Annotated in this window: 20 protein-coding genes; 15 read left to right on the top strand and 5 right to left on the bottom strand. The window is 40.3% G+C overall.

From position 1 onward, the window contains the following. Positions 1 to 339 precede the first annotated feature (339 nt). The 5 genes from FXN70_RS02140 to FXN70_RS02120 all read left to right on the top strand — a co-directional run bounded on the left by FXN70_RS02140 (position 340) and on the right by FXN70_RS02120 (position 4590). Positions 340 to 1722, top strand: a complete 1383-nt coding sequence (locus FXN70_RS02140) for a GntP family permease (protein ID WP_324645766.1) — start codon at positions 340 to 342, stop codon at positions 1720 to 1722. 9 nt (positions 1723 to 1731) lie between these two features. Continuing rightward, entirely contained in the window at positions 1732 to 2490 is a 759-nt protein-coding gene (locus FXN70_RS02135; protein ID WP_324645765.1) for an SDR family oxidoreductase, read from the top strand. A 126-nt stretch (positions 2491 to 2616) separates the two neighbouring features. Beyond that, complete coding sequence (locus FXN70_RS02130) at positions 2617 to 3621, top strand: adenosine kinase (protein WP_324645764.1); 1005 nt, start codon at positions 2617 to 2619, stop codon at positions 3619 to 3621. 14 nt (positions 3622 to 3635) lie between these two features. Then, positions 3636 to 3941, top strand: coding sequence for a Rieske (2Fe-2S) protein (locus FXN70_RS02125; protein WP_324646053.1), 306 nt, complete (start codon positions 3636 to 3638; stop codon positions 3939 to 3941). Between the two features lie 4 nt (positions 3942 to 3945). Beyond that, the gene (locus tag FXN70_RS02120; protein ID WP_420714349.1) at positions 3946 to 4590 is read left to right on the top strand and encodes an OB-fold-containig protein; all 645 of its coding nucleotides are present in this window, start codon (positions 3946 to 3948) and stop codon (positions 4588 to 4590) included. Here the strand turns inward: FXN70_RS02120 and FXN70_RS02115 are convergent. After that, positions 4587 to 5135 carry a lecithin retinol acyltransferase family protein gene (locus tag FXN70_RS02115; protein ID WP_324645762.1) on the bottom strand — a complete coding sequence of 183 codons (549 nt, stop codon included), beginning with the start codon at positions 5133 to 5135 and terminating at the stop codon, positions 4587 to 4589. The genes FXN70_RS02120 and FXN70_RS02115 overlap by 4 nt on opposite strands. Before the next feature lie 227 nt (positions 5136 to 5362). On the opposite strand from FXN70_RS02115, the gene FXN70_RS02110 reads away from it, so the two are divergent. The 7 genes from FXN70_RS02110 to dld all read left to right on the top strand — a co-directional run bounded on the left by FXN70_RS02110 (position 5363) and on the right by dld (position 17935). Continuing rightward, a complete protein-coding gene (locus FXN70_RS02110; protein WP_324645761.1) occupies positions 5363 to 8305 on the top strand; it encodes an insulinase family protein in 2943 nt (980 codons plus the stop codon). 15 nt (positions 8306 to 8320) lie between these two features. Beyond that, positions 8321 to 9520: a phospholipase A gene (locus tag FXN70_RS02105; protein WP_324645760.1), complete on the top strand. Its 1200-nt coding sequence runs from the start codon at positions 8321 to 8323 to the stop codon at positions 9518 to 9520. A 547-nt stretch (positions 9521 to 10067) separates the two neighbouring features. After that, positions 10068 to 12146 (top strand): OPT family oligopeptide transporter, encoded by a 2079-nt coding sequence (locus FXN70_RS02100; protein WP_324645759.1) that lies wholly within the window; start codon positions 10068 to 10070, stop codon positions 12144 to 12146. A 425-nt stretch (positions 12147 to 12571) separates the two neighbouring features. Next, complete coding sequence (gene lldP / locus FXN70_RS02095) at positions 12572 to 14242, top strand: L-lactate permease (protein ID WP_324645758.1); 1671 nt, start codon at positions 12572 to 12574, stop codon at positions 14240 to 14242. A 21-nt stretch (positions 14243 to 14263) separates the two neighbouring features. Then, complete coding sequence (gene lldR, locus FXN70_RS02090; RefSeq protein WP_324645757.1) at positions 14264 to 15016, top strand: transcriptional regulator LldR; 753 nt, start codon at positions 14264 to 14266, stop codon at positions 15014 to 15016. Further along, positions 15013 to 16161 carry an FMN-dependent L-lactate dehydrogenase LldD gene (lldD, locus tag FXN70_RS02085; RefSeq protein ID WP_324645756.1) on the top strand — a complete coding sequence of 383 codons (1149 nt, stop codon included), beginning with the start codon at positions 15013 to 15015 and terminating at the stop codon, positions 16159 to 16161. The genes lldR and lldD overlap by 4 nt, the downstream gene beginning before the upstream one ends. Positions 16162 to 16237: 76 nt before the next feature. After that, positions 16238 to 17935 carry a D-lactate dehydrogenase gene (gene dld / locus FXN70_RS02080; RefSeq protein ID WP_324645755.1) on the top strand — a complete coding sequence of 566 codons (1698 nt, stop codon included), beginning with the start codon at positions 16238 to 16240 and terminating at the stop codon, positions 17933 to 17935. A 301-nt stretch (positions 17936 to 18236) separates the two neighbouring features. On the opposite strand, the gene FXN70_RS02075 is transcribed toward dld, so the two are convergent. The 3 genes from FXN70_RS02075 to FXN70_RS02065 form a co-directional block, all read right to left on the bottom strand. Continuing rightward, positions 18237 to 19580 carry a TrkH family potassium uptake protein gene (locus tag FXN70_RS02075; protein WP_324645754.1) on the bottom strand — a complete coding sequence of 448 codons (1344 nt, stop codon included), beginning with the start codon at positions 19578 to 19580 and terminating at the stop codon, positions 18237 to 18239. After that, a complete protein-coding gene (locus tag FXN70_RS02070) occupies positions 19581 to 20234 on the bottom strand; it encodes a TrkA family potassium uptake protein (protein ID WP_324645753.1) in 654 nt (217 codons plus the stop codon). A 139-nt stretch (positions 20235 to 20373) separates the two neighbouring features. Beyond that, the gene (locus tag FXN70_RS02065; protein WP_324645752.1) at positions 20374 to 21285 is read right to left on the bottom strand and encodes a DMT family transporter; all 912 of its coding nucleotides are present in this window, start codon (positions 21283 to 21285) and stop codon (positions 20374 to 20376) included. Positions 21286 to 21434: 149 nt separating this feature from the next. Here FXN70_RS02065 and FXN70_RS02060 point away from each other — a divergent pair, with 149 nt between their 5' ends. After that, a complete protein-coding gene (locus FXN70_RS02060) occupies positions 21435 to 22295 on the top strand; it encodes a LysR family transcriptional regulator (RefSeq protein WP_324645751.1) in 861 nt (286 codons plus the stop codon). A gap of 108 nt (positions 22296 to 22403) precedes the next feature. On the opposite strand, the gene ilvA is transcribed toward FXN70_RS02060, so the two are convergent. Beyond that, a complete protein-coding gene (ilvA, locus tag FXN70_RS02055; protein ID WP_324645750.1) occupies positions 22404 to 23948 on the bottom strand; it encodes a threonine ammonia-lyase, biosynthetic in 1545 nt (514 codons plus the stop codon). A gap of 107 nt (positions 23949 to 24055) precedes the next feature. Here ilvA and rpiA point away from each other — a divergent pair, with 107 nt between their 5' ends. Beyond that, a complete protein-coding gene (gene rpiA, locus FXN70_RS02050; protein ID WP_324645749.1) occupies positions 24056 to 24727 on the top strand; it encodes a ribose-5-phosphate isomerase RpiA in 672 nt (223 codons plus the stop codon). Positions 24728 to 24730: 3 nt separating this feature from the next. Continuing rightward, on the top strand, positions 24731 to 25399 hold the full coding sequence (locus FXN70_RS02045) for a SprT family zinc-dependent metalloprotease (RefSeq protein ID WP_324645748.1): 669 nt from the start codon (positions 24731 to 24733) through the stop codon (positions 25397 to 25399). Positions 25400 to 25433: the final 34 nt, after the last annotated feature.

Here is a 25433-nt window from a genome sequence, read left to right as displayed (position 1 = left end):
GTATTTAGAAAAATCATTATTTTATTTAAAAACGAGTGAAGAAATATTGGATTGTAAAGTGTTTAGGAGTACAAAAATCATCTTATAGAGAATAGAAAGAAAATTAATACCGATCTTAGACAAAGGAACTTTGATTTGAATAATAGATTATTTGTCAATTGAATAGATAAAAAGACATATGGTCATGCTTTTAACATTAATTTCTATATGCGATAGAACCTGACTTACTGTTACAAAACATAATATTTTGATGTGATGCTTATGGATAGCGTCATTTACTAGGCAGCTATCACAGATATCTCTGCGATTGTTACCATTTTGTTTAATGGAGAATATGTAATGCAAGAATGGACTCAGACACTAGGGACTTTCCCCCTGCTGGGCATTGCAGCTGGGGCTATTGCGCTCATCCTGTTCATGGTCATCAGACTCAAAGTACACGCTTTTTTAGTACTTATCCTCGTATCTTTGCTCACCGCAATTACTACCGGTATTCCACTCGAAGACATTTCTAAAGTTCTCGTCAATAGCTTTAGTGGTACCTTAGGTCACGTTGCATTGCTTGTTGGTTTGGGTGCCATGCTGGGTAGTTTGGTTGAATCGAGTGGTGGTGCACGCATCCTCGCAGATAAAATGGTCAGCATTTTCGGTGAAAAACGTGCACCTTTTGCATTGGGGGTTGCTTCGCTGATTATGGGTTTCCCGATCTTTTTCGATGCGGGTCTTATCGTCATGCTACCGATTGTATTTGCTGTTGCGCGCCGTCTTGGTGGTCAGAATCTGTTGTTATATGGTTTAAGCTCAGCATCGGCACTTTCAGCAATGCACATCTTTTTGCCACCGCACCCAGGTCCTGTGACTGCAACGGCAACTTATGGGGCTAACCTTGGTATTGTGCTTGTTTTGGGCTTAATCATCGCGCTTCCAACATGGTATCTTTCAGGTTACTTGTGGGCAAAATACATTAACAAACGCATTCCTTTGCCCGTTTTAGCACTCTTTGGTAGCCCTGAAGATGATGTTGAACCGACCAATCCACCCTCTGCTGGCACTGTGATTGGTATTATTACTATTCCACTTTTACTTATTTTTATGAACACAGGACTTACGTCTCTTGTCTCGGCTGGGGTTGTTGATGGTCATCAGCTTTGGGTACGTGCACTCATTTTAATTGGCACAAGTGAAATCGCGCTTCTTATTTCTCTTATCGTTGCAATGTTTGTACTGGGTAGTTGCCGAGGAATACATGGAAGTGCGCTTGAGAAGATTGTTGACCGTTCGCTTGCTCCAATATGTTCCGTAGTTCTCATCACGGGCGCTGGTGGGATGTTCGGTGGTGTGCTGCGTGCATCAGGAATTGGGGATGCTCTTGCAGCAAGTCTCAATGGGCTTGGCCTACCGCTCATTTTTGCGGCTTACTTGATTGCTGCGATATTACGTGTTGCCCAAGGTTCAGCAACTGTTGCACTGGTCACCACTGCGGGTCTGCTAGCACCTGCAGTGGCTGCGGCTGGATTTTCACCGATGGAGCTTGCGTGTATCACTATGGCAACTGCTGCAGGATCGGTCTTTGCAGGTCACGTCAACGATGGTGGTTTCTGGCTAATGGGACGTTTGATGGGGATGGATGTTAAGACCACTCTCAAAACTTGGACTGTGCAACAGTCTTTGGAGTCGGTGATCGGTTTCGCGATCACACTTGTGATATTTGAGATTTTTTAAGGAGCTTTTATGTTTGATCTTAGCGGTAAACTCGCTTTTGTGACAGGGTCTTCTCGTGGTCTTGGAAACACTTTGGCTGGGGCGCTCGCCTCAGCTGGAGCGCGTGTTATTTTGCATGGCCGTGACGCGGCAGTACTTGAAAGTGCTGCTCTTGAGTGGGAGAAAACTTACGGTGCGCGACCAGATACCGTTTTGTTTGATGTACAAGATGCTGCGGTTGTTGAAACAGCCGTAAATGACCTTGTTGCACGCTTTGGTGTGCCAGATATTTTGGTCAATAACGCGGGAATCCAACGCCGTTCACCTTTCGCAGAATTTGCAGTGTCTGATTGGGATGATATTATCGCGACCAATCTATCAAGTGTTTTTTATGTGTCTCGCTTCATTACGCCACACATGATTGCTCGTGGCTCGGGTAAGATTATTAACATTGCATCTGTACAGTCGGCATTAGGACGTCAAACGATCGCACCTTATGCTGCAAGTAAAGGTGGTGTGGCGCTACTCACACAAGGTATGACAGCCGACCTTGCGCGTCACAATATTCAGGTCAATACTTTATCTCCTGGCTATTTTGCAACAGATATGAACAGTGCGCTTGTTGCTGATGAAAACTTTACCTCATGGCTTGAACAACGAACACCTGCTGGACGTTGGGGACGCCCTGAAGAACTTGCAGGCGCTTTGGTATTCCTTGCTTCACCAGCAAGTAATTTCGTGACAGGTCAAAATCTCTTTGTGGATGGTGGTATGACCGCAGTGGTTTAATTTAAACCACTTTGCTCGGCTCAGTTTTTGTTTGGAAACTGAGCCGAATTTTTTCTAATAGGCTACTGTGTTGATCCTGCTTGAGGTAGAATAAGCGCCTTTCTTTCCTTCTGCGATGATAAAGCGATGTCTTCTCTCGATCTTTTTGCAATTGGCAATACCATTATTGACCAAGAGTTTCAGGTTTCAGATGTATTTTTGGCTGAACAAAATTTGCAAAAAGGCACAATGCAATTGACCGATGGTGATACACAGACTGCTTTATATCAACGCTTAACTGAAAGCCAAATCTATAAAGGACAAGCCAGTGGTGGTTCTGCGGCAAATACGACGGTTGCCTTTGCTGCTTTAGGTGGTCGAGCCTTTTATGGTTGCCGTGTGGGAGAAGGTGAAGCAGGGCAATTTTATATTAATGGTTTGAATGATGTCGGCATTCGTACGGCAGAGCAGTCATTTTGTGAAGGCGTAACGGGAACGTGTATGGTACTTATTACACCCGATACCGAACGCACGATGCATACTTATTTAGGTACGACGGCTGATTTATCTATCAACGAAATTGATTATGTCGCTTTAGCCCATGCAAAATGGTTATATATTGAGGGCTATTTGTCGACAAGTGACAGTGCGCGTCACGCAGTTTTAAAAGCACGCACCATTGCAAAGCAAAACAAAATTCAAGTTGCACTTTCTTTATCTGACCCTGCAATGGTGCAATATGCACGTGCAGGTTTAACTGAAATGTTGGCTGAAGGTGTAGATTTATTGTTCTGTAATGAGCAAGAAGCATTAATGTTTACACAGCAAAATCAGTTGGATGATGCAGTTGCAGCGTTGCTTGAATGCAATACAACTGTAGTTGTGACTTTAGGGGTAAAAGGTGCTTTAGTTGCAACACAAAATGAAAAAATTTATGTAAAGGGTCGTAAAGTTCAAGCCGTAGACACCAATGGTGCGGGTGATGCATTTGCGGGCGCCTTCCTTTATGCGATTCAACGTGGTTTTGATGTTGAGCAAGCTGCAGAACTGGCAGTGCTGATTTCAAGTGAGGTCGTTGCTCAATTTGGTCCTCGTTTGCCAATTGAAAAATATGCTAAACTGCTACAAACAATGGAAGTGGATCTTGCTTAATGCATAAGATTTGTATGACTGAGGATGTGCCTGAACGTGAAGCTCGGGCGTTTGAATTGCCTGATGGTGATACAATTTTTATCACGCAGCGTGATGGCGTGTTTTATGCCTACAAAAATTTATGCCCTCATTTACAGGTTGAATTAGAATTTTTAGAAAATCAATTTCTTGATCAAGATCAAGAGTATATTGAATGTTCAACCCATGGTGCATTGTTCCAAGTCGACACTGGTGAGTGTGTCGCAGGGCCTTGTTCTGGGGAGTTTTTACAAAAACGAGCAATTGAAGTGCATTCTGATGGTGGAATCTATTTGCGCTAATCTTGTGCCATGGCACAAGTTCCTGACGCATACCGAATTGTTACCCTTTCATTTGAGTGTGGTGGCATTGGCTGTATTGAGTATTGTCGAAACCATCGGCTTTTATTTGGGGGCACGGCCATTTTCATTTTTACGCCGTTTTGTGCCCGAAGGTTGGCAAAGTTCACTCTTACAAATTAAGTTTTCGAAAATTCTAATTGTCATTTTCTTTCTAATTAATTTTAGTTTTGCAGGCTACTTTTTACAATTTTTCTTCTTTGCATATCAGCAAAAATTTGCTTCTGTAATTTACTTGTTACTACCTGCTTCGGTTGTTGCCTTGTTTTTTACTGTTTTTATGATTCACTGTTTAGATCAAGTGATTCAATCAAAACTTGAAGTGCGGCAGCTCAATTTATTGGGGCGCTTAGCCACCATTAGCAGTGGTAATGCTCGTCCTGAACGAACAGCGCAAGCCCGAGTGCGGGATGAATATGGACAATTACATTATGTTCAAGTTCGTTCTGAATTTGGTGAAATTAGCTTGCATACGCAAATTATTTTAATTCGTAAGCAAGATGGTTATTATATTGGTAAAAAAATTATCGCGTCTAATCAACTGCTTGATGAAAATGTACTTGAAAATAAAGCCAAAATATTGACCGATTAGCGCTCAGTTTTGTCTGTGCGTTGTTGTTCGATTAGTGTCCGAATGAGTTTAATTTTTGCTTGGTCTTTGAGTTTCTTTTTAATATATAGCACCAATGCAAAACTGGTGGTGGCAAGTGTTAAGAATAAACTATTCATATAGCTCATAATAGAGCTGACATAGCCAATCGTGGTTAAACGATTCATCATTTTAAATACTTGCGGACTGCTTTCAATTCCTGTAATTGCCCAACTGCATAAGTGTTCACAGTTGTTGATAATTAGATGATACTGATTTTCATGCATGCGAGATCGCATCCGTTTGACTACGGCACGTCCTCGGTATTTGGGTTGCTCATAATGGCGTATGCGAATGGTTTTACCATGTGAAAATTGGCGAATTGAAGTCATTTCAATGGGTTTTTTCTTAAAAAAGTGTGCCAAACCCGAATAATGAATGACTCGTCCACGCCCTGCATAAATACCATGATGAGTATAGCCAAAATGTTTCACAATTAAATGTGCCCCGAGAGGGAAAGAATGCGGTCGAGATGCTCTTTTATTCACGATAATTGGGTCGTAATTTTGCAGTAAAGATGAAAAATTTAGAATTATTTTAGCATGCTTTTTCAGGGTATTTCTGTTGTTGATCTTTTATCGGATGAAAGCTGTACCATGAATATATGAAGAACCTACTATTTGGTAGCAAAACAATCACGTTTTATGTGAAAAAAAATAATTTCTACCGCTATAATGCCAATATCATAATGAATGAAGATTTTATAGGAGATCACATGACTGTAGATGTCACTGAAACTATTTCGAAAACTGTTCATCCTGCGTTTCAGTTGTTACGTCAACACCATGTCGAGGCTTTAGATATTCAAGTCTATGAATATAAGCACCATGTTACAGGTGCAGTGCACTACCATTTGGCAAGCGAGAATGACGAAAATGTGTTTTTAGTGGCTTTTCGTACACAGCCAATGGACTCTAAGGGAGAGGCGCATATTTTAGAACACACGGTTTTATGTGGTTCAGAAAAATTTCCTGTGCGCGACCCATTTTTCTTAATGATTCGCCGTTCACTGAATACCTTTATGAATGCGTTTACCGCAGCAGATTGGACAGCTTATCCATTTGCAACGCAAAATAAAAAAGATTTTCAAAACTTATTGGCGGTATATTTAGATGCAGTATTTGCTGCAAATTTAAATCCCTTAGATTTTGCCCAAGAAGGTATTCGGGTTGAATTAGACGAAAACAATCAGCCGGTCTTTAAAGGTGTGGTATTTAATGAAATGAAAGGGGCAATGAGCTCACCTTCAGATCAGCTTTATCATCGTTTAGCACATCATCTATTCCCTAAAACCACTTATCATTACAATTCGGGGGGTGAGCCAAAAGACATCCCCGATTTAAGCTATGACGAATTATTAAGTTTCTATCAATCACATTATCACCCAAGTAATGCGATTTTTATGAGCTTTGGTAATCAGTCGGCTTATGACTTGCAAGAGCAACTTGAAACTTTAGCCTTACATAAGTTTGAAAAAGGCACCACTTTACATTCAACGCCCGAACAGCGTTTAGCTGCACCGATAAGTGTGACTGAAACTTATGCAGTTGATAGTGATGATTTAAAAGACAAAACTTATCATGTACTGTCGTGGTTATTACCTGAATCGAGCGATATTAAATTACGTTTGGGTATGCGTTTGGTTGAAGGTGTATTGCTTGAAAACTCAGCATCACCATTGCGTCATTACTTAGAAACCTGTGGTTATGCCGACTCAACCGGTCCATTTATGGGCGTGGATGACAGTAATTTTGAGATGACTTTTTATTGTGCCGTGCAAGGTTCTGAAGCTGAGCATGCCGAAACCTTTAAAGACGGTGTAATAAACATTTTGCAAGATGTTGCCTCAAAACCAATTGACCAAGCTGTGATTGATTCCATTTTGCACCAAATTGAGCTACATCAACGTGAAATTGGCGGGGATGGTTCGCCTTATGGTTTAAGCTTAATTTTAAATGGCTTGGGCAGTGTGATTCATCACAGCGACCCTGTGCGGGTGTGGGATGTTGATCACGCCATTGCGATGGTGAAAGAAGAACTCAAAGACCCAATGTGGTTGTCGAATTTAATTCAAACTCACCTATTAGATAATCCGCATCGTGTGCAACTCACCTTGGTACCAAATGCCGAACAATCTGCACAAGAGCAAGCGGCGGAACAAGCACGTTTAGATGATATTGCCGCAACATTAACTGAGCAAGACCGTGCTGAGATTAAAGCCAATACCGAAGCGCTCAAACAGCGTCAAGAAACCGTAGATGACTTAAACTTGTTGCCAAAAGTGGGCTTAGAGGATATTCCTGCGGCACTACAAATTGCACAAGGGCAATTGCGTGAGATTATTAGTAATGGTTTAGATCTGCCATTGCATTTGTATCACGCAGGCACGAACGGATTGTATTATCAACAAGTTTTGATTCAAATTCCGGATGAAATTGTGCACTCACCGTATTTTGGTTTGCTTTCGGTGTTAATGGGTGAGGTTGGTGCAGGTGAACACGATTACTTGAGCTTGCAGCAGTTACAAACTGCACTTAGTGGTGGTTTGGGCATGGGGGCATCATTACGTAGTGATGTGACCGACGGCGAAAAAATTAGCGCATGGCTAACGCTCACCACAAAATCTTTAGCGAACCGTTTTGATGCCATTGAACTGTTAAAAGTAGCATTTGAACAGCTTCGTTTTGATGAGAAATCACGTATTTTAGAGTTGTTACAACAACGTAAAACCCGTTGGCAGTCGCGTTTGTCAGGTTCAGGGCATAGTTATGCTATGCAAGCAGCTTCTCGTAATATGAGTGGCCTTGCGAAGCGCGATTACACCAATACAGGTTTGGGCGCATTAAATTGGCTGGGTGACTTAATTGCCCGTATTGAAGCCGATGAAACTGAATATGCAGCCTTTATTCAAGAGCTGCAAAACATTCACCAAATATTGTTACAAGCACCTAAGCAATTTTTGTTGGTGTGTGAAGATGCACATAGCGATGTTTTGGTTGAGCAGGTACAACAGGTATGGGATAAAGTTGCTGTCACTGCACAAAAACCTGAATTGCAACATTTTAACCAAACACTCACCACACAAAACCAAGCGTGGTTGATTCAAACCAATGTACAGTTCTGTGCTTCGGCATATCCTGCGGTGACAGTAACACACCCTGATGCTGCGCCGTTAATGGTCTTGGCGGCATATTTACGTAATGGTTTCTTACATAGTGCCATTCGTGAGAAAGGCGGTGCTTACGGCGGTGGTGCAAACTATGATGGTAATGCGTGTGCGTTCCGTTTCTTTAGCTATCGTGATCCACGTTTAACTGAAACTTTTGCTGATTTTGAAGCGAGTTTAGAGTGGATGATGACTTCAGTACATCAGCCGCATCAACTTGAAGAAGCAATTTTAGGTTTAATTGCAGGCATGGATAAACCGGGTTCACCTGCGGGCGAAGCGATTACCGCATGTTATGCTTTATTGCATAATCGTACGCCAAAATTTAGAAATGAAATGCGCTCACGTTTGTTGGCGGTCACTTTAGATGATTTAAAACGGGTAACTGAGCAATATTTATTACAAGTTCAGCCTGTAAAAGCTGTGGTTGCGCCGTTTGCAAAACGTGAACAGCTTGAACAACTTGGTTTTGATATTCAGCAAGTAGACTAATTAAAGAAGGTGCCTATGTTGCTCAAACGCTTTAAAGAGAAAACCATAACACGTGCATTTTTCCCTATTCTTGGTGGATTGCTTTCATCTATGAGTTTTGCTGACACAACGGAGAAAGCCAGTTTTCAGCCGAGTAGCGCGCAAGCCTGCTCGGGCATTTTAAGTGATGCAGATCGTTTGGTGTGTTATGACAGTTATTTTAAAGCACATCAGGATAATTTATCTGATTCGTTACAAGCGCAATCAGCTACTGTTACAACAAATGCTGCATTTGAAGCTTCGGCACGCGAAATGTCCGTAACGGCACAGCAACAAGCACCTTCTAATCAAAACTTAAAAGCAAAACTTGCTCGTTCGCTGCATTTTATTTACTCCGATGATGCTTCACCAATGAATGCCAATAGTTCACTGTTAGATAGTCGTTGGGAGTTATCGCCACAAAGTAAGCTTGGAACATGGAATATTCGAGCGTATAAACCTGTTTATGCTTTGCCTGTGTTTTGGACCAGTGACCGCAATGAATTACCGCATAGCGCAAATCCAGACAATACAGTCACTGAACGCCAAAACTTAAATTTTACCGAGTCAAAGTTTCAATTATCATTGAAGACCAAAGCATGGGAAAATATCTTTGGTGATAATGGCGATTTATGGTTGGCTTATACGCAATCGTCACGTTGGCAAGTCTATAACTCAGAAGATTCTCGCCCATTTCGTGAAACCAATTACGAACCTGAAGCTAGTTTAATGTTCCGAACCAATTACAATGTATTGGGCTTGGACGGGCGTTTGCTTGGTGTGACGTTTAATCATCAATCTAATGGTAAGGCAGATCCATTTTCACGTAGTTGGAATCGGGTCATGCTAGATTTAGGTTTGGAGCGTGGTAATTTCGCTGTGATGTTCCGTCCGTGGTATCGTATTTCTGAAGATGCTGCCAATGATAATAACCCTGATATTGAAAATTATGTTGGACGTGCTGATTTAACCGCATTTTATAAGTGGAATGACAATAACTTTTCACTCATGTTGCGTCATTCTTTAAGGTCTGGAGAAGATTCACATGGTGCTGTCCAGTTTGATTGGACATTCCCCATTAAAGGTAAATTACGGGGTCAGTTACAATATTTTAGTGGTTATGGTGAAAGTTTGATCGATTATAATCACCGTGCTAATTATATTGGGGTTGGCGTGTCACTTATGGACTGGTTTTAAGGTTATTTATCAAAAGCTCCTTCTTTAAAGAGGGAGCTGTTGCACGATAAAAGCACCAAATACTTTAAGTGTAAAAGAAAATAAATTTCCTCAAAAATGCATCTTACTTTAATATTGCATGACTTTATTGTAATGGATTCATATCGTCAATCCTGCCGAATTGCAGCATTACTATTTATGAAATTAGTGATCAACTCACCGCACAGAAAGTTGCGTCAACCAAACCGCTTGATCAAATACAGAGTTGCTCTATGCTTGGCGATCGTTCGATCTAATCAAAATGCCGATTGTAATAAATCGGCATTTTTTATTCGCCAACTGAGTGTTTTAATTAAAATAGAGTTGTAATAGTTTAAATGTGGCTTAAACGATGATAAGTTCGATATTATTAATTACTACTTTTGATACATTGTTATATTAAAAATTGATTTAAAAAGATAAAAACTTCTGCTTGAAATTTATACTATTATGAAAACACAGAGAAAATAACTTTTATCTTATTCAAATTTAGTTAATATAAATCTAAATGGAAAATAGGTTTAAATGAATGCAACACCCATCAAAATATACCGATCCTTATTTGGGATATAAAGAATTGACCCTACGCGGGGTGATTCTTGGTATTTTAATCACGATTATTTTTACGGCATCTAATATTTATTTAGGTCTAAAAGTCGGCTTAACTTTTGCATCGTCTATTCCAGCAGCCGTGATTTCAATGGCGGTATTACGCTATGCGAAAAACTCGAATATCTTAGAAAATAATTTTGTACAAACCCAAGCTTCGGCAGCAGGCACATTATCATCGGTGGTTTTTGTACTGCCTGGTTTGTTAATGATGGGTTATTGGCAAGGGTTTCCATTTTGGCAAACCACGTTACTGTGTTTAAGTGGCGGGATTCTTGGGGTAATTTTTACCATTCCATTAAGACATGTCATGGTAGTGAAAAGCGATTTACCTTATCCTGAAGGGGTTGCTGCCGCAGAAATTCTAAAAGCCGGTGCGGTTGGTCGTGTTGCCAATGAACACGGTGAATTGTTGCAAGATCATCAGCAAGGCGATGCCAAGCCAAGTCATGCCAAAGAAATTTTATTAGGTGGAGCACTTGCTGCGCTAACAAGCTTGTTAAATGGTGGTTTACGTCTTATTTCAGACAGTGCGAGTTTTTGGTTTAAATCGGGTTCGGCGATTTTCCAAATTCCAATGGGCTTTTCATTGGCATTACTCGGTGCGGGTTCATTAATGGGGCTTGCTGCAGGCTGTGCAATCTTTGTCGGAATTTTTATTGCATGGGGAATTGCAGTTCCTGTATTAAGTAGTATGTTTCCACAACCTGAGCATATGGAAATGGCGGCGTTTGCTCACCAATTATGGGTATCTAAAGTTCGCTTTATCGGTGTAGGAACAATCGGGATTGCCGCAATTTGGACTTTACTGATGCTGTTTAAGCCGATGGTTGAAGGTATTCGCTTATCAATTTCAGCCTATACCTCTGCTAAACAGTCGGGTGAAACATTGGCACGGGCAAACCGCGATTTAAATCCTAAGCAAATGTTAATGGTCACCGCTTCAATGATTATTATTTTATTTGCTACGTTTTATTCATTTGTTGCAACATCAGGCTTAGACATTAAAATGGCTTGGGCACTGGTTCTTGTCATGACCTTCATCACTTTTGTGATTGGCTTTTTAATTGCAGCCGCGTGTGGTTATATGGCAGGGCTAGTAGGTTCATCTTCAAGTCCAATTTCTGGTATTGGGATTTTGTCGGTGTTGGTATTTGCGGTTGTATTACTTATTGTTGGTAATCTTGAACATTTAACTGTATCGACAAATGGCGTACAGTTTTTAACTGCACTTACCTTATTTGGTACAACGGCTGTTTTAGCGGTGGCCACCATTTCAAATGATAACTTACAAGATTTAAAAACAGGTTATTTAATTCATGCAACCCCGCAACGTCAGCAAATTGCTTTGATTATTGGCAGTATTGTCGGTGCATTGGTTATTTCGCCGTTGCTAGAATTGCTGTATCACGCCTATGGTTTTGCAGGTGCAATGCCGCGTGCCAGTATGGATCCGTCACAAGCACTTGCAGCGCCTCAAGCTTTATTGATGACCACCATTTCACAAGGGATTTTTTCTCATCAACTGCAATGGAATTATATTTTTATTGGTGTGATGATTGGTGTGCTGTGTATTGTGATTGATTTTATCTTGAAAAAAAGCAGCCAAGGAAAAATGGGCTTGCCTGTTTTGGCAATTGGAATGGGCATTTATTTACCGCCAAGTATTAATATGCCATTGTTTATTGGTGCAGTAATGTTTTGGCTGCTTAAACAGCATGTTAAAAAGAAAACTGCTGCTGCGCAACAAGAGCAGGCGATGCAGCAACTTGAGCAACGTGGTACTTTATTTGCCGCAGGCTTAATTGTTGGTGAAAGCTTGATGGGGGTGATTTTAGCCATCCTGATTGTGATTTCAACGGGTACAGGTGGATCAGATGCCCCAATTGCAATTGTATTAAACAATTGGGATAAAATGGCCAACTATTTAGGGTTGGCACTTTTTGTTTTTGCAATTTTTGTGTTTGTGCAGCGTTGTTTGAAAATAAAACCACAATAAGCTGCATCATGTTTAAAAAGGCTGAGATCACTCAGCCTTTTTTTGTATTTAGCTTACAGGGCTCTGTTTTAGTTTGAAATGTTCACGTATCTAAGTTTGTTTGAAAAATGGCTTATTCTAGGGTTCGCCAATCGTCTAATTCGACTAAAGTCGTATATTGTGTTTTAAAGTGGCGTTTTACTCGGTTTAAATTGATTAGTCATTGATAAATAATCATAAATTTTAATTTTTTTTTGAGGTGTATTTTGCCTTAGATTTTTTATTGGTCTGACCTTTATTGTGTTTGCTTCTTAAATATTGAGATATATTCCCGAGGAATTTACAATGCGGATGGAAATATGAGCGTTAATCGGCTATTATTGGTCTGACCAATTATAAAATTGGCACTATAAGCTTGTTATAGTGCTTTTAAGCATTTCAAGGAGATGAAAATGCTTTCACAATGGCAACAAATGTACGATCCGATGGGTAATATTTGGCTTTCAAGCTTAGTTGCACTCATTCCAATTATTTTCTTCTTTTTAGCATTAGCGGTGTTTCGATTAAAAGGTAGTGTTGCGGGAACGATCACTGTAATTTTGGCATTATTGGTTTCGCTATTTGCCTATCAAATGCCGACACAAATGGCATTTGCATCGATTATCTACGGGTTTTTTTATGGCTTATGGCCGATTTCATGGATTATTATTGGCGCAGTATTCTTATATAAAGTCTCGGTAAAAACGGGGCAATTTGACATTATCCGTTCTTCCATTTTATCGCTCACCGAAGATCAACGCTTGCAAATGCTGTTGGTTGGTTTTGCTTTTGGAACTTTCTTAGAAGGTGCGGCAGGTTTTGGTGCACCTGTTGCTATTACCGCAGCGTTATTGGTTGGGCTTGGTTTTAAACCACTTTATGCCGCAGGTTTATGTTTAATTGTGAACACTGCACCTGTTGCCTTTGGTGCAATGGGAATTCCGATTATTGTGGCGGGGCAAGTTTCGGGTGTAGAAACACACGCTATTAGCCAAATGGTGGGGCGTCAGTTACCGTTTATGGTGCCAATTGTCCTATTCTGGATTATGGCCATTATGGATGGTTGGCGTGGTGTGAAAGAAACATGGCCTGCGGTGTTGGTTGGAGGCGGTTCTTTTGCATTGGCGCAATATTTAACCTCAAACTTTGTGGGGCCTGAATTACCCGATATTACTGCTGCAATTGCATCGTTGGTTAGCCTGACGCTGTTGCTTAAATTTTGGCAACCCAAGCATATTTTCCGTTTTAAACACGACGATGATGCCGAGCCACAACAAAGCTTAGCGGCACAGAAGAAAACCCATTCAATTGGGCAAATTGTCAAAGCATGGTCGCCGTTTGCGATTTTAACGGCTATGGTCACGCTTTGGAGTATCAAGCCATTCAAAAGTTTATTTACCAAAGATGGTGCGTTACATGATTGGGTGATTAGCATTAAAGTATCGTATTTACATCAATTGGTACAAAAAATGCCACCTGTGGTGGGCAAAGTCACCGATTATGATGCAGTTTATAAATTTGATTGGTTCTCTGCGACAGGCACAGCCATTATCTTTGCGGCTATTATTTCAATTGTTTTGCTTAAAATGCGCCCGAAACTTGCGGTGGTTACATTTGTCGAAACGGTAAAAGAGTTAAGAATCCCGATTTACTCAATTGGCATGGTGTTGGCTTTTGCCTTTATTGCTAACTATTCGGGCATGTCGGCAACATTAGCCTTAGCTTTGGCACATACAGGTAAAGCATTTACATTCTTCTCGCCATTCTTGGGTTGGTTGGGGGTTTTCTTAACAGGTTCAGACACCTCAGCTAATGCTTTGTTTAGTGCGTTGCAAGCCACTACGGCACATCAAATTGGAGTGCCCGATGTCTTGCTAGTCGCAGCCAATACCTCAGGTGGTGTAACAGGTAAAATGATTTCACCGCAGTCTATTGCAATTGCGTGTGCGGCAACAGGTTTAGTCGGTAAAGAATCGGATTTATTCCGCTTTACGGTCAAGCATAGTATTTCATTTACCATCATGATTGGTATTATCATCACCCTTCAAGCGTATGTATTCCCGTGGATGATTCCATAATTGGGTAAAAAGGAAGGTGATATGAAAATTGCAGATCAAGTGCTTCAACAACTCTCGGCACTCATTGAGCAGCAACAAATGCAGGTTGGAGATCGCCTTCCTTCGGAACGTAAATTGTGTGAGCAACTTGAAGTCTCACGTGCATCCTTACGCGAAGCCTTACAAAAAATGAGCAATATGGGCATTTTAACCAGTAAGGTGGGGCATGGAACATTTTTACAAAAGTTACCACAGCATTGGTCGGAACAATTTATCATTCAACCGATTAGTGCCTTAATGCACGCCGACCCATCGTATCGGTTCGATGTGCAAGAAGCGCGGTTGGTGTTAGAAGGGGGTACCGCATGGTACGCTGCGCAACGTGCCACCGCAGAAGACCGTGCCAAAATTCATTTATATTACGACCAAGTTTTGCATTTTCAATCGATTGGCGATGCCGAAAAAGCCTCCGAAGCTGATGCAAATTTTCATTTGGCGATTGCTGAAGCATCGCATAACAGTGTTCTGACCCAAATGATGCAGAGTTTATTTAACCTACTGCAATATAACGTGACGGTTGGACGGCAAAAAATTTATACCGATACCCAAAAATTTGAACAACTGCATTTGCAACATTTTCAAGTCATGGATGCCATTGACCAACAAGATGCACAATTGGCTCGTGCCAGTGTGTGCAGTCATATTGAATACGTGATTCAGCAAGTCCGTGGCATTGATGAAGCAGAAGCACGTCTTGCACGTGTATCTAAACTAAAAAGGATTGGACTTACATGATCATTTCATCGGCTCAAGATTATCGCGAAGCGGCGCGCCGTCGTTTACCCCCATTTTTATTTCATTATATTGATGGTGGCGCGTATGCCGAACAAACTTTAAAACGTAATGTAGACGATTTATCCAAAATTGCTTTAAGACAACGTGTTTTAAATGACATGTCATCTTTAAGTTTAGAAACTGAAATTTTTAATGAAAAACTGGCATTGCCTGTCGCGTTATCGCCTGTAGGCTTAACAGGGATGTATGCGCGCCGTGGTGAAGTGCAAGCTGCGGTGGCAGCTGATAAAAAAGGCATTCCCTTTACGCTCTCAACGGTTTCGGTGTGTCCAATTGAAGAGGTTACCCCTGCAATTAAGCGCCCGATGTGGTTTCAGTTGTATGTACTGCGTGACCGTGGTTTTATGAAAAATGCCTTGGAGCGTGCCAAAGCAGCAGGCTGTTCAACACTCGTGTTTACGGTAGACATGCCAGTGCCCGGCGCACGTTACCGAGATGCCCATTCAGGTATGAGTGGGCCAAATGCTGCCATGCGCCGTTATATGCAAGCGGTGGCGCATCCACAATGGGCATGGGATGTGGGCTTGTTAGGTCGTCCGCACGACTTAGGCAACATTTCTAAATATTTAGGCAAACCAACAGGTTTAGAAGACTATATTGGTTGGCTCGGGGCGAATTTTGATCCGTCTATTTCATGGAAAGATTTAGAATGGATTCGTGATTATTGGGATGGCCCAATGGTCATTAAAGGCATTTTAGACCCTGAAGATGCTAAAGACGCCGTACGTTTTGGTGCAGATGGTATTGTGGTGTCGAATCATGGTGGTCGTCAGCTAGATGGTGTATTGTCTACCGCACGGGCATTGCCTGCCATTGCCGATGCTGTCAAAGGTGATTTAAAAATTTTGGTCGACTCCGGTATTCGTAGCGGTTTAGATGTGGTGCGTATGATTGCGCTGGGTGCTGACCTGTGTATGCTAGGTCGTGCATTTATTTATGCCTTGGGCGCGGCAGGTGGTGCTGGGGTTTCAAATTTATTAGAATTGATTGATAAAGAAATGCGTGTTGCGATGACGCTCACAGGGGCAAAATCGATTCAAGAGATCAATCAAGATTGTTTGGTTCATTTAGATCATTTGAAATAAATGTCAGCATTATTATTTTTATAATGTGATCTCACTTTTATCAAATCAGAAATCACTTGCCTCAGACGGGTAAAATATGGTCGATCAAGATTTAAATCGTACGTTACAGCAACTGCAAGATATTGTGGGTACACAGTATGTACTTACTGATGACACACAAACACGCTTGTATCGGCAAGGTCGGCGTTATGGTAGTGGGCAAGTCTTGGCAGTGGTGATTCCTGCAACCTTGTTAGAACAATGGCAAGTGCTGCAAGTTGCGGTGGCGGCCGACTGTATTGTGATTATGCAAGCCGCCAATACGGGGCTAACGGGCGGTTCTACGCCATTTGGTGACGATTATGATCGCCCTGTGATTTTAATCAGCACGCGCCGTTTGGTAGGTGTACACATTATAAATGAGGGTAAACAAGTGGTGTGTTTGCCCGGTGCAACACTTGATGTGTTAGAGCGCAAGCTTAGTCCACTTAATCGTGAACCACATTCAGTAATTGGTTCTTCTTGTATTGGGGCATCGGTATTGGGTGGGGTTTGTAATAACTCAGGCGGTGCATTGGTGCGCCGTGGGCCTGCTTACACCGAATTGGCGCTATATGCGCGGGTCAATGCCGCAGGGCAATTAGAACTGATTAACCATTTAGGCATCGATTTAGGTCAAACACCTGAAGAAATTTTGAAACGCTTACAAACTGGACAGTATCAAGCGGCAGACATTCAAAATAATTCTACCTGCTGCGCGTCGGATCAACACTATGGACATGATGTCCGTCAAGTCGATGAACATAGTCCAGCACGTTTTAATGCAGATCCAAAACGCTTATTTGAAGCTTCAGGCTCAGCAGGCAAAGTTTGTGTGTTTGCGGTGCGTTTAGATACCTTTGAGAAAATTCCAAGTCAGGTATTTTATGTCGGTTCAAATTCAATCGACGATTTAACCGAAATTCGCCGTTATTTACTTACCGAGCTTGAACGATTGCCCATTGCAGGTGAGTATGTTCACCGTGTGGCATACGATATTGGCGCAAAATATGGCAAAGACAGTTTTTTATTTATTGAAAAATTTGGTACGGCGAATGTACCTAAAGCCTTTGCATTTAAAGACAAAATTGATGGTTTTTTAGAACGCTTTAAAATTAGAGGTTTAACCGATCATATTTTACAAGCCGTAACGGCAGTTTTACCGAATCATTTACCTAAACGAATGAATCAATTTCGGGATTTGTATGAACATCATCTTGTTTTACGAATTGAGGATCAGGATGTTGCAACGGTTGCCGCATTTTTAACGCAATATTTTGCGCAAAATCGTACAGGCGATGCGTTTTTATGTGATGCCGATGAAGGTCGTAAAGCCTTTTTACATCGTTTTGCTATTGCAGGTGCGGCGATTCGTTATCGAGATACGCATCGGCATGAGGTCGAAGATATTGTCGCGTTAGACATTGCATTGCGCCGAGATGATCGGGATTGGATGGAAAAATTACCGCAAAGTATGAATGATGCCATTATTCATAAATTATATTATGGGCATTTTTTGTGTCATGTGTTTCATCAAGATTATATCGTGAAAAAAGGTGTTGATCCTTTAGCGATGGAACATCAAATGTGGAAATTGCTTGATCAGCGTGGGGCGCAATATCCTGCCGAACATAATGTTGGGCATTTGTATGTTGCTAAACCAGCATTGCAGCAGCATTATCAAAAACTTGATCCGACCAATAGTTTTAATGTGGGTATTGGACATACATCGAAGCGACGATATTGGAGTAGCTAATTCTATGAGCACTGCAATCTCCAAATCGAATTGTAATTTTATGTAATTAGCTCATATCTTACGTTTAAAAATAAGTCGTTTATTTATAAGTTATTCGTAATAAATGTGTAAGTTTGTGAGTAGATGATTGATCAAGCATTGTGGTTTTTGTGTTGTATATGTCACACTTTTTTGTAAATATTTAACCTATTTTACTATTTTGGGTATACTATTTAATCCATAGAGCAATCATATGAATTCTCAGTTTACAGTCTGTAATTTCCCCAAATTACAGACTTTTTTTATGCCTATAGATATTTCATTATCCGACTTGAATATCTGTGACAGGGTGTTTAACACGGCTTTTCTTTGGTGTTGCAATTAAATAGGCAAGGGTAAGTGGGCCTAAACGACCTGCATACATTAAAATTGTCAATAAAATTAGACTATAGGTGTTGAGTTGATTGGTAACACCATGAGATAAACCTACAGTACATGCCGCTGAAACGACTTCAAAAATTAAATCGATAATGGGTTGTTTCGGTTCTAACAATAATATGCCAAATAAACCAAAAAAAATCAGCATGCACGTAATTAAGGTTACGGCGAGTGCTTTAAATGCAGTTTGGTATGGAATTGCATGATTAAAAATACGAATTTCATCATTACGGCGTAAAAATGAAATAACACTAAAAACCAATACAATAAAGGTTCCAATTTTAATGCCGCCAGCTGTACTCAAAGATCCACCGCCAATAAACATCAGAAATATTGTGATGAGGGTAGAAGCATGTGTCATTTGTGAAATATCAAGTGTATTGAAGCCTGATGAGCGTGGAACTGTTGCATGGATCCATGCATTTAGTGCTTGATCTTGCAAAGACATGAGCCCCAAAGTTTTTGGATTATGGGCTTCTAATAACCAAATTAAGATAAATCCGCTAAGGTTGAGAATAAGCATGGTTAATAGAACCAATTTACTATTACTACTTAAACGTTTCCAACTGCGTTTTTCTTTTAAATCCATGAGAATTAAAAAACCTAATCCTCCTGTAATGTATAAACCACTAATAGTCAAACAAATGGCTAAATTTTGATGAAAGTCAATCAGTCCATGAGGAGATAAAGCAAAACCTGCATTATTAAAGGCTGAAATACTGTAAAAAATGGCAAAGTGTAGCGCCGTGGCAATGCTATATTGCTTAGACCACAGTACAGTTAAAATAATTGTGCCAAGAATTTCAAAAAAAATAGTGTAGATGAACACATTTTTAGCAATAATTGTGGCTTTACTTAAGCTTGTTTGACCTAAAGAATTTTGTACCATAAGTTGTTCTTTTAAGCCTAAATTAGGTGATAAACTTAATGCTGCCAAAACTGCAAAAGTTGTGAAACCTAAACCACCAATTTGAATAAGTGAAAGTAAAATGACTTGCCCAAAGCCTGTTAGAGTTTGCCCGATGGGAATAACAGATAAACCTGTAATAGTGACTGCAGAGGTTGCTGTGAAAAAAGCATCAATCCATGTTAAATGACCGAAATGTGCAAACGGTAGTTTAAGTAAGCATGTCCCAATCACAATAAAACTTAAAAAGCCCAAGGCTAAAACTTGTGGTGGGCTTAAATTGATGGTTTTTTTATGGTGAGAAAAATGCGTTTTTTTCATTTATTGAAAACTCGAAGATAGTTTTTGTAAGTTATGCTGTAGACCTTCAACAATTAAAATATCATCTTTGGCCAAAGTAAAATCGTCCGAAATTTGGTAAAATATCTGTGTATCACGTTGTACCAATAAAATTTGAATGTTTTCGGCATATTTTTGCATTAACCCCTGTAAATTTACGCCGTGTAATTTTTCGTGAATCAATACCTTAACAATAAAGTGTCCACTATCAAGCGCCATATAGCGACTGACCATAGGATAACTTAAGGTTTGTGCAATCCGAATACCCATGTCTTCTTCAGGGTGGAGAATTTTCTCAACACCTAAATGCGACAAAATGGTGTGGTGAGACTTAGTCTTTGCCTTTACCCAAACTTGTGCAATATTTAAGTTTTTTAAATTGAGTACGCATAGAATACTCGCTTCAATGTCTTCACCAATGGCGACAATTGCGGCAGCTGACTTTTTTACATTTAATTCGTCTAGGACTTTCTCATCAGTCGCATCGGCAATGACTGCATGAGTGATGCGGTCTGCAACTTGTTCGATATTACGTTGTACGGTATCAATACCTATAACGTCATGCCCAAGTTTTGTGAGTTCAAGCGCAATGGTTTGTCCAAAACAACCTAAGCCGATTACAGTAAAAATCGCCATTGCCATCCTTCTTTTTGTATCAATATTTGGTGAAGAATGATTGTAAGATGAAAGTGCAATGAAGGCACGTAAAAATAAGTTGTATAGACTGTAAAGTCTGCATAAAACATTTTTCACGTTATGCAGACATACACAGCAATTATTTTTTAAGATGAGAATGGCTTAGTTTTGCTTGAGATTTTATTTTCAGTGAACTCATGACAATCCCTAAACAGATAAATGCTGCACCGATTAAAATATTATAGGTCAAATTTTCGTGCCAAACGAGGGCTGCAAAAAATAGGCTAATAATTGGAATACACATAATGGAGATTGATGCCACAAAGGTATCGACCTGACTAATAATCCAATTCCATAGTGCAAAAGAAAAGCCTGTTCCAATCACGGCAATATATAAAAGTGACAGTAAGTTTGAAGGATTTAACCAAATCTTTAAATGGATAGGTTCAAAACTCAAAGAACATAAAAGTAAGGCTATACCGCCAAGCATGAACTGCCAAATTGTTAGTTTAATTTTGTCATAATGTGCAAAGTATTTTTTAATATAAATGGTTGAAAGTGCCCAGAACAAACCAGAACTAATCAGAATGATTTGTCCCATAAGCGAGAAATTTAAGCCTAAATGATGTAACTGTGGCCAAAGGATCGAAATCAGACCTAAAGTACCGAGTATCAAACCGATAATTTTTTGTCGGTTTAAATGTTCATGCAAAATATAATGGGCTAAAACACCAATAAATATGGGCATGGTAAAGACCAATACGGAAGATAAACCTGAGTCTACAAACTGCATGGCAAAGGTCTGTGTGGCATAAAAACCAATACAAACCAAAAAACTTAAGGTAACTAAACGGGGCCATTCATTACGCTGTGGCAAAATGGATTTATGTAATATCCGTTGTAGTAGCATTAATGTTAGTCCCGACAAAATAAGTCGAGCTGAAATAAACAAGAATGGTGAAAAAATCTGTAGGCTATGTTTTACGATTCCCCATAAAGACCCCCAGACTAAACATAATAATGCAATCGCACCGATCACTCTTATATTCATGTATTTTACTCAGTTTGATGAATGGATTCGATTTTATACAACTAGAGATATCATGAATAATGTTATATTTAGATGTACCCATCATTTTTTTTAATGTCTTTCGAAGTGTGTTGGCTTTTGGAATGAACGTATATGCGTGAGATAATGCTATGAATATTGATATGAATGACATTCGGTCTTTTATTACCGTTGCAGAACTAAAAAGTATCACTGCTGCTGCGCATAAGTTAAATTATTTGCAATCGAATATGACGGCAAAAATTAAGAAAATTGAAAATCACTATAAAAAGCAGCTTTTTATTCGTAAGCCTAAAGGTGTTGACCTAACCGAGTCGGGAATGCAGTTGTATACCCAATATAAAAAAATGATGTTTATGTGGGAGGAAACTGAAAATAAGATTGAACAACAAACCAATATTTTGCGCTTTGGTACCAATACTAGTTTAGGTGGAATGCGTTTTTATACGCCGTTTCAGCAGTTGTACAGTACATATCCTGATTTCTCTGTGACGATAAAGACCGGTACAACAGGTTATATTGAAGATGAAATTTTAAATGGGCGTTTAGATATTGGTTATGTATTGGGCTATCCAACTCAAAAGAATTTACAATATATTCAAAAGGCTGAAGATGAGTTGGTGATTATTGGTAAAAATCTAATTAATCATGAAAATTTGAAAAACAGCCTTGCACATCAAAACATTTTATTAGCATCTGAAGCATGCTGTTATGCAACGATCTTAAACCATATTTATGCAGATGAGCAGATTCCAAAAGGAGATCTGACGCATATTTATGACCATGAAGCATTGGTTGAATTTACTCAACTAGGAATGGGAATTTCAATGATTGCCAAATCATTACTTTCAAAGTTTAAGATTCAGTATTATCAAGATGCACCAGAAGCGTATCGAAAAATTGGTCTGTATTTAATTGCACGTAGTGGACATGTCTTCACACCAATTGAAAAACAGTTTATTGGTTTGAGTGATGCACTAGATTTAAGCTGACCTTAAAAGAATTTACAATATTTCTGCACCAAGTTAATAAAGCCTCCAAAAATTAAAAATGGCTACTCAACGGAGTAGCCATTTCATATTTTGCTTTCAATTAAACGATTATTTTAAGAAACGCTTATAGCCTACGTTGTCAGTAATCTCTATATACGGATAACTAATATTTTCGAGAGTTTCAATGAGTACGTCGGGGTTTTCTGTTGCATCGGTGGCTTGTAAGCCGACTAAAACCCGACCTTCGGCTGCGCCGTGGTTACGGTAGTGGAACAGTGAAATATTGTGGTTTGGCCCTAAACGCTCTAAGAAGGTCAGTAAAGCGCCCGGACGTTCAGGGAACTCGACACGGAATAAACGCTCGTTGTCTAAATGTGCGTGACCACCAATTAAATAACGAATATGCAGTTTTGCCACTTCATCGTCAGATAAATCATCAACATCGTAATGGGCTTGTAGCAAGCTTAAAATTTCTAAGCGTTCTGTCTGACCGCCTTTTAAGCTAATACCGACAAAAACCTGTGCAGACGATTCATCATTACAGCGATAGTTGAATTCGGTAATGTTTCGACCTTGTAATGCACGGCAGAAATCTAAGAAAGCGCCTTTTTGCTCTGGAATGGTCACTGCGTAAATCGCTTCTTTATGCTCGCCTAATTCGGTGCGTTCGGCAATATAACGTAAGCGGTCAAAGTTCATATTGGCGCCGCAAACAATCGACACCATGTTTTTGCCTTCAATTTGGGTTTCACCCACAAATTTCTTGATTGCAGCTAAAGCCATTGCGCCCGACGGTTCGACAATACTGCGCGTTTCATCGTAAGTGTCTTTAATGGCTGCACAAATTTCGTCGGTATTGACGGTAATGATGTCAGGCTCAATCACTTTACCTGAACCGTCCGATTTATCCATGCGTAAAATATCAAAAGGCAATTTGCCAATTTGTGCTACCGCCGTACCGTCTGCAAATAAGCCTACTTGCGGTAAAATGACACGTTCATTGGCTGCTAGTGCTGCTTTTAAACAAGCTGATTCATCATATTCAACTCCAATCACTTTAATGTGTGGTGCAACTTCGCCAAAATAGGCAGCAATTCCCGAGATTAAGCCACCACCACCAACAGCCACAAAAATATAATCGACTTCACGCCATTGACGATGAATTTCGTTGGCAATAGTGCCTTGACCTGCAATCACCATTTCATCATCGTAAGGCGGAATAAAGGTTAAGCCTTCATCTTTTGCGCGTTCTTGTGCGTATTTGTTGGCAGCATCGAAGGCATCTCCGTGTAGCACAACATTGCCCCCTAAGCGTTTTACTGCCTGAATTTTAATATCGGGGGTAGTTTTTGGCATGACAATAATCGCTTCAATGCCAAGTTTTGCCCCAGAAAGTGCGACACCTTGGGCATGGTTGCCTGCCGATGCTGTAATCACACCACGTTCAAGCTGCTCTTTTGACAGTTGGCTAATGCGGTTATACGCACCACGTAGCTTGAAAGAGAACACGGGTTGTAGGTCTTCACGTTTGAGTCGAATATTATTATTAAGCTTTTGACTCATTCGTGGTGCTGCTTCAAGAGGAGATTCTATGGCAACATCGTAGACTGTTGCTTGTAAAATTTGTCTTACCAAGCGAAACAACATGTTCATCTTCCATTTAACAGTTTAAAATAAGCCTGCATTGTAGCAAACCCCTAAAGATTTGCGCTGATAAATTGCGGCAAATCCATCATTGATTTCAATTACTGAGTTTACTTATGAGTTTATATACAACCCAAGACGAGAAAAAGAAAGCGGCGGCTGAAGCGGCGCTGAAACATTTGCCCCGTGGTGGGATTTTAGGGGTGGGCACAGGAAGCACCGTTAATTTCTTAATTGATTTGTTGCCACAGTTACAATTAGAAGCCGCAGTTGCAAGCTCAACTGCAACCGCAGAGCGTTTACAAAAGTTGGGTATTGAAGTGATTGATATGAACCACGTAGGTGGTTTAGATGCTTATGTAGACGGTGCAGACGAAATTGACCGTCATATGCACATGATTAAAGGCGGCGGTGCGGCATTAACTCGCGAAAAAATTGTGGCATCCATTGCGAAAAAATTTGTGTGTATTGTAGATGATTCTAAATGGGTAGGTCAGTTAGGGCGTGAATTTCCATTGCCTGTAGAAGTCATTCCAATGGCACGTTCGGCTGTGGCACGTAAATTGGTGGCGTTAGGTGGTGACCCGGTTTACCGTGAAGGTGTGGTCACAGACAACGGTAATGTTATTTTAGATGTTTTTAACTTAAATATCTTAGATGCATTAGAGATTGAAAAAACCATTAATAATATTCCGGGTGTAGTCACAAACGGAATTTTTGCTTTAAATAAAGCCGATATTGCCATTGTTGCCACCGACAACGGCATTGAAGAACGTACTGCCCAATAAAGTATGAGCACTTTACCGAAAGTAAAGATTGTAAGACACGTAAGGGCAAAGTCTTTGCGCTTACGTGTTTATTCACATCAAATTTGTTTGACCGTGCCACCACGCTGTAGCCAAGGCCAGATTGACCAGTTTTTGAAGCAATCGGAAGCATGGTTAATTGAAACGTGGCAGAAAGTGGGGCAACAGAACGCCGTTGATTTTCCAATACAATTACAATTGTTTGGGCAAAATAAACCGACGCAGATTCAACGCATTGAGCAAAAAAACTTATTTCAGTTTGATGGCAGCACAAATACATTATTTTTACAGCACAACAATGCGGCATTGGCGCTTAAACGATTTATTGTTGAATATGCGAAAGTGGTTCTACCTCAAAAATTACAACAAAATAGCCTAAGCATAAACTTGCCTTTTCAGGGTTTACAAGTTAGACATGCCAAAAGTCGTTGGGGGAGTTGTTCAAGCAAACATAAGATTATGCTTAATGCCGCTTTGGTTTTATTGCCAGAAGCATTAATAGATTATGTGTGTATCCATGAATTGGTGCATACCCAGCATTTTGACCATAGTCCTGCATTTTGGCGCGCCGTGCGGCAGTTTGATCCCAACTATCTGCAACATCAGCAGCAACTAAAGCAATTTAAATGGCCAGCATGGTGGCTTGAGGCTTAAACTTTGTTTGAAAAACTCGCACTAGACAACAAAA

The organism is Acinetobacter sp. MD2, from assembly GCF_035615575.1.
In the GTDB taxonomy this organism is placed as follows: domain Bacteria; phylum Pseudomonadota; class Gammaproteobacteria; order Pseudomonadales; family Moraxellaceae; genus Acinetobacter.
Note: the sequence above shows the minus strand (reverse complement) of the source record. Positions and strands in the feature narration are given on the sequence as shown.

Bases quoted from the DNA above. Each gene is read 5' to 3' on its own strand.
- FXN70_RS02110 (WP_324645761.1), top strand. From the start codon at position 5,363: ATGACTGTAGATGTCACTGAAACTATTTCGAAAACTGTTCATCCTGCG.
- FXN70_RS02130 (WP_324645764.1), top strand. From the start codon at position 2,617: ATGTCTTCTCTCGATCTTTTTGCAATTGGCAATACCATTATTGACCAA.
- FXN70_RS02105 (WP_324645760.1), top strand. From the start codon at position 8,321: ATGTTGCTCAAACGCTTTAAAGAGAAAACCATAACACGTGCATTTTTC.
- FXN70_RS02065 (WP_324645752.1), bottom strand. From the start codon at position 21,285: ATGAATATAAGAGTGATCGGTGCGATTGCATTATTATGTTTAGTCTGG.
- ilvA (WP_324645750.1), bottom strand. From the start codon at position 23,948: ATGAACATGTTGTTTCGCTTGGTAAGACAAATTTTACAAGCAACAGTC.
- lldP (WP_324645758.1), top strand. From the start codon at position 12,572: ATGAAAATGCTTTCACAATGGCAACAAATGTACGATCCGATGGGTAAT.
- FXN70_RS02125 (WP_324646053.1), top strand. From the start codon at position 3,636: ATGACTGAGGATGTGCCTGAACGTGAAGCTCGGGCGTTTGAATTGCCT.
- lldD (WP_324645756.1), top strand. From the start codon at position 15,013: ATGATCATTTCATCGGCTCAAGATTATCGCGAAGCGGCGCGCCGTCGT.
- rpiA (WP_324645749.1), top strand. From the start codon at position 24,056: ATGAGTTTATATACAACCCAAGACGAGAAAAAGAAAGCGGCGGCTGAA.
- FXN70_RS02140 (WP_324645766.1), top strand. From the start codon at position 340: ATGCAAGAATGGACTCAGACACTAGGGACTTTCCCCCTGCTGGGCATT.
- FXN70_RS02070 (WP_324645753.1), bottom strand. From the start codon at position 20,234: ATGGCGATTTTTACTGTAATCGGCTTAGGTTGTTTTGGACAAACCATT.
- FXN70_RS02060 (WP_324645751.1), top strand. From the start codon at position 21,435: ATGAATATTGATATGAATGACATTCGGTCTTTTATTACCGTTGCAGAA.
- FXN70_RS02135 (WP_324645765.1), top strand. From the start codon at position 1,732: ATGTTTGATCTTAGCGGTAAACTCGCTTTTGTGACAGGGTCTTCTCGT.
- FXN70_RS02045 (WP_324645748.1), top strand. From the start codon at position 24,731: ATGAGCACTTTACCGAAAGTAAAGATTGTAAGACACGTAAGGGCAAAG.
- lldR (WP_324645757.1), top strand. From the start codon at position 14,264: ATGAAAATTGCAGATCAAGTGCTTCAACAACTCTCGGCACTCATTGAG.
- FXN70_RS02100 (WP_324645759.1), top strand. From the start codon at position 10,068: ATGCAACACCCATCAAAATATACCGATCCTTATTTGGGATATAAAGAA.
- dld (WP_324645755.1), top strand. From the start codon at position 16,238: ATGGTCGATCAAGATTTAAATCGTACGTTACAGCAACTGCAAGATATT.
- FXN70_RS02075 (WP_324645754.1), bottom strand. From the start codon at position 19,580: ATGAAAAAAACGCATTTTTCTCACCATAAAAAAACCATCAATTTAAGC.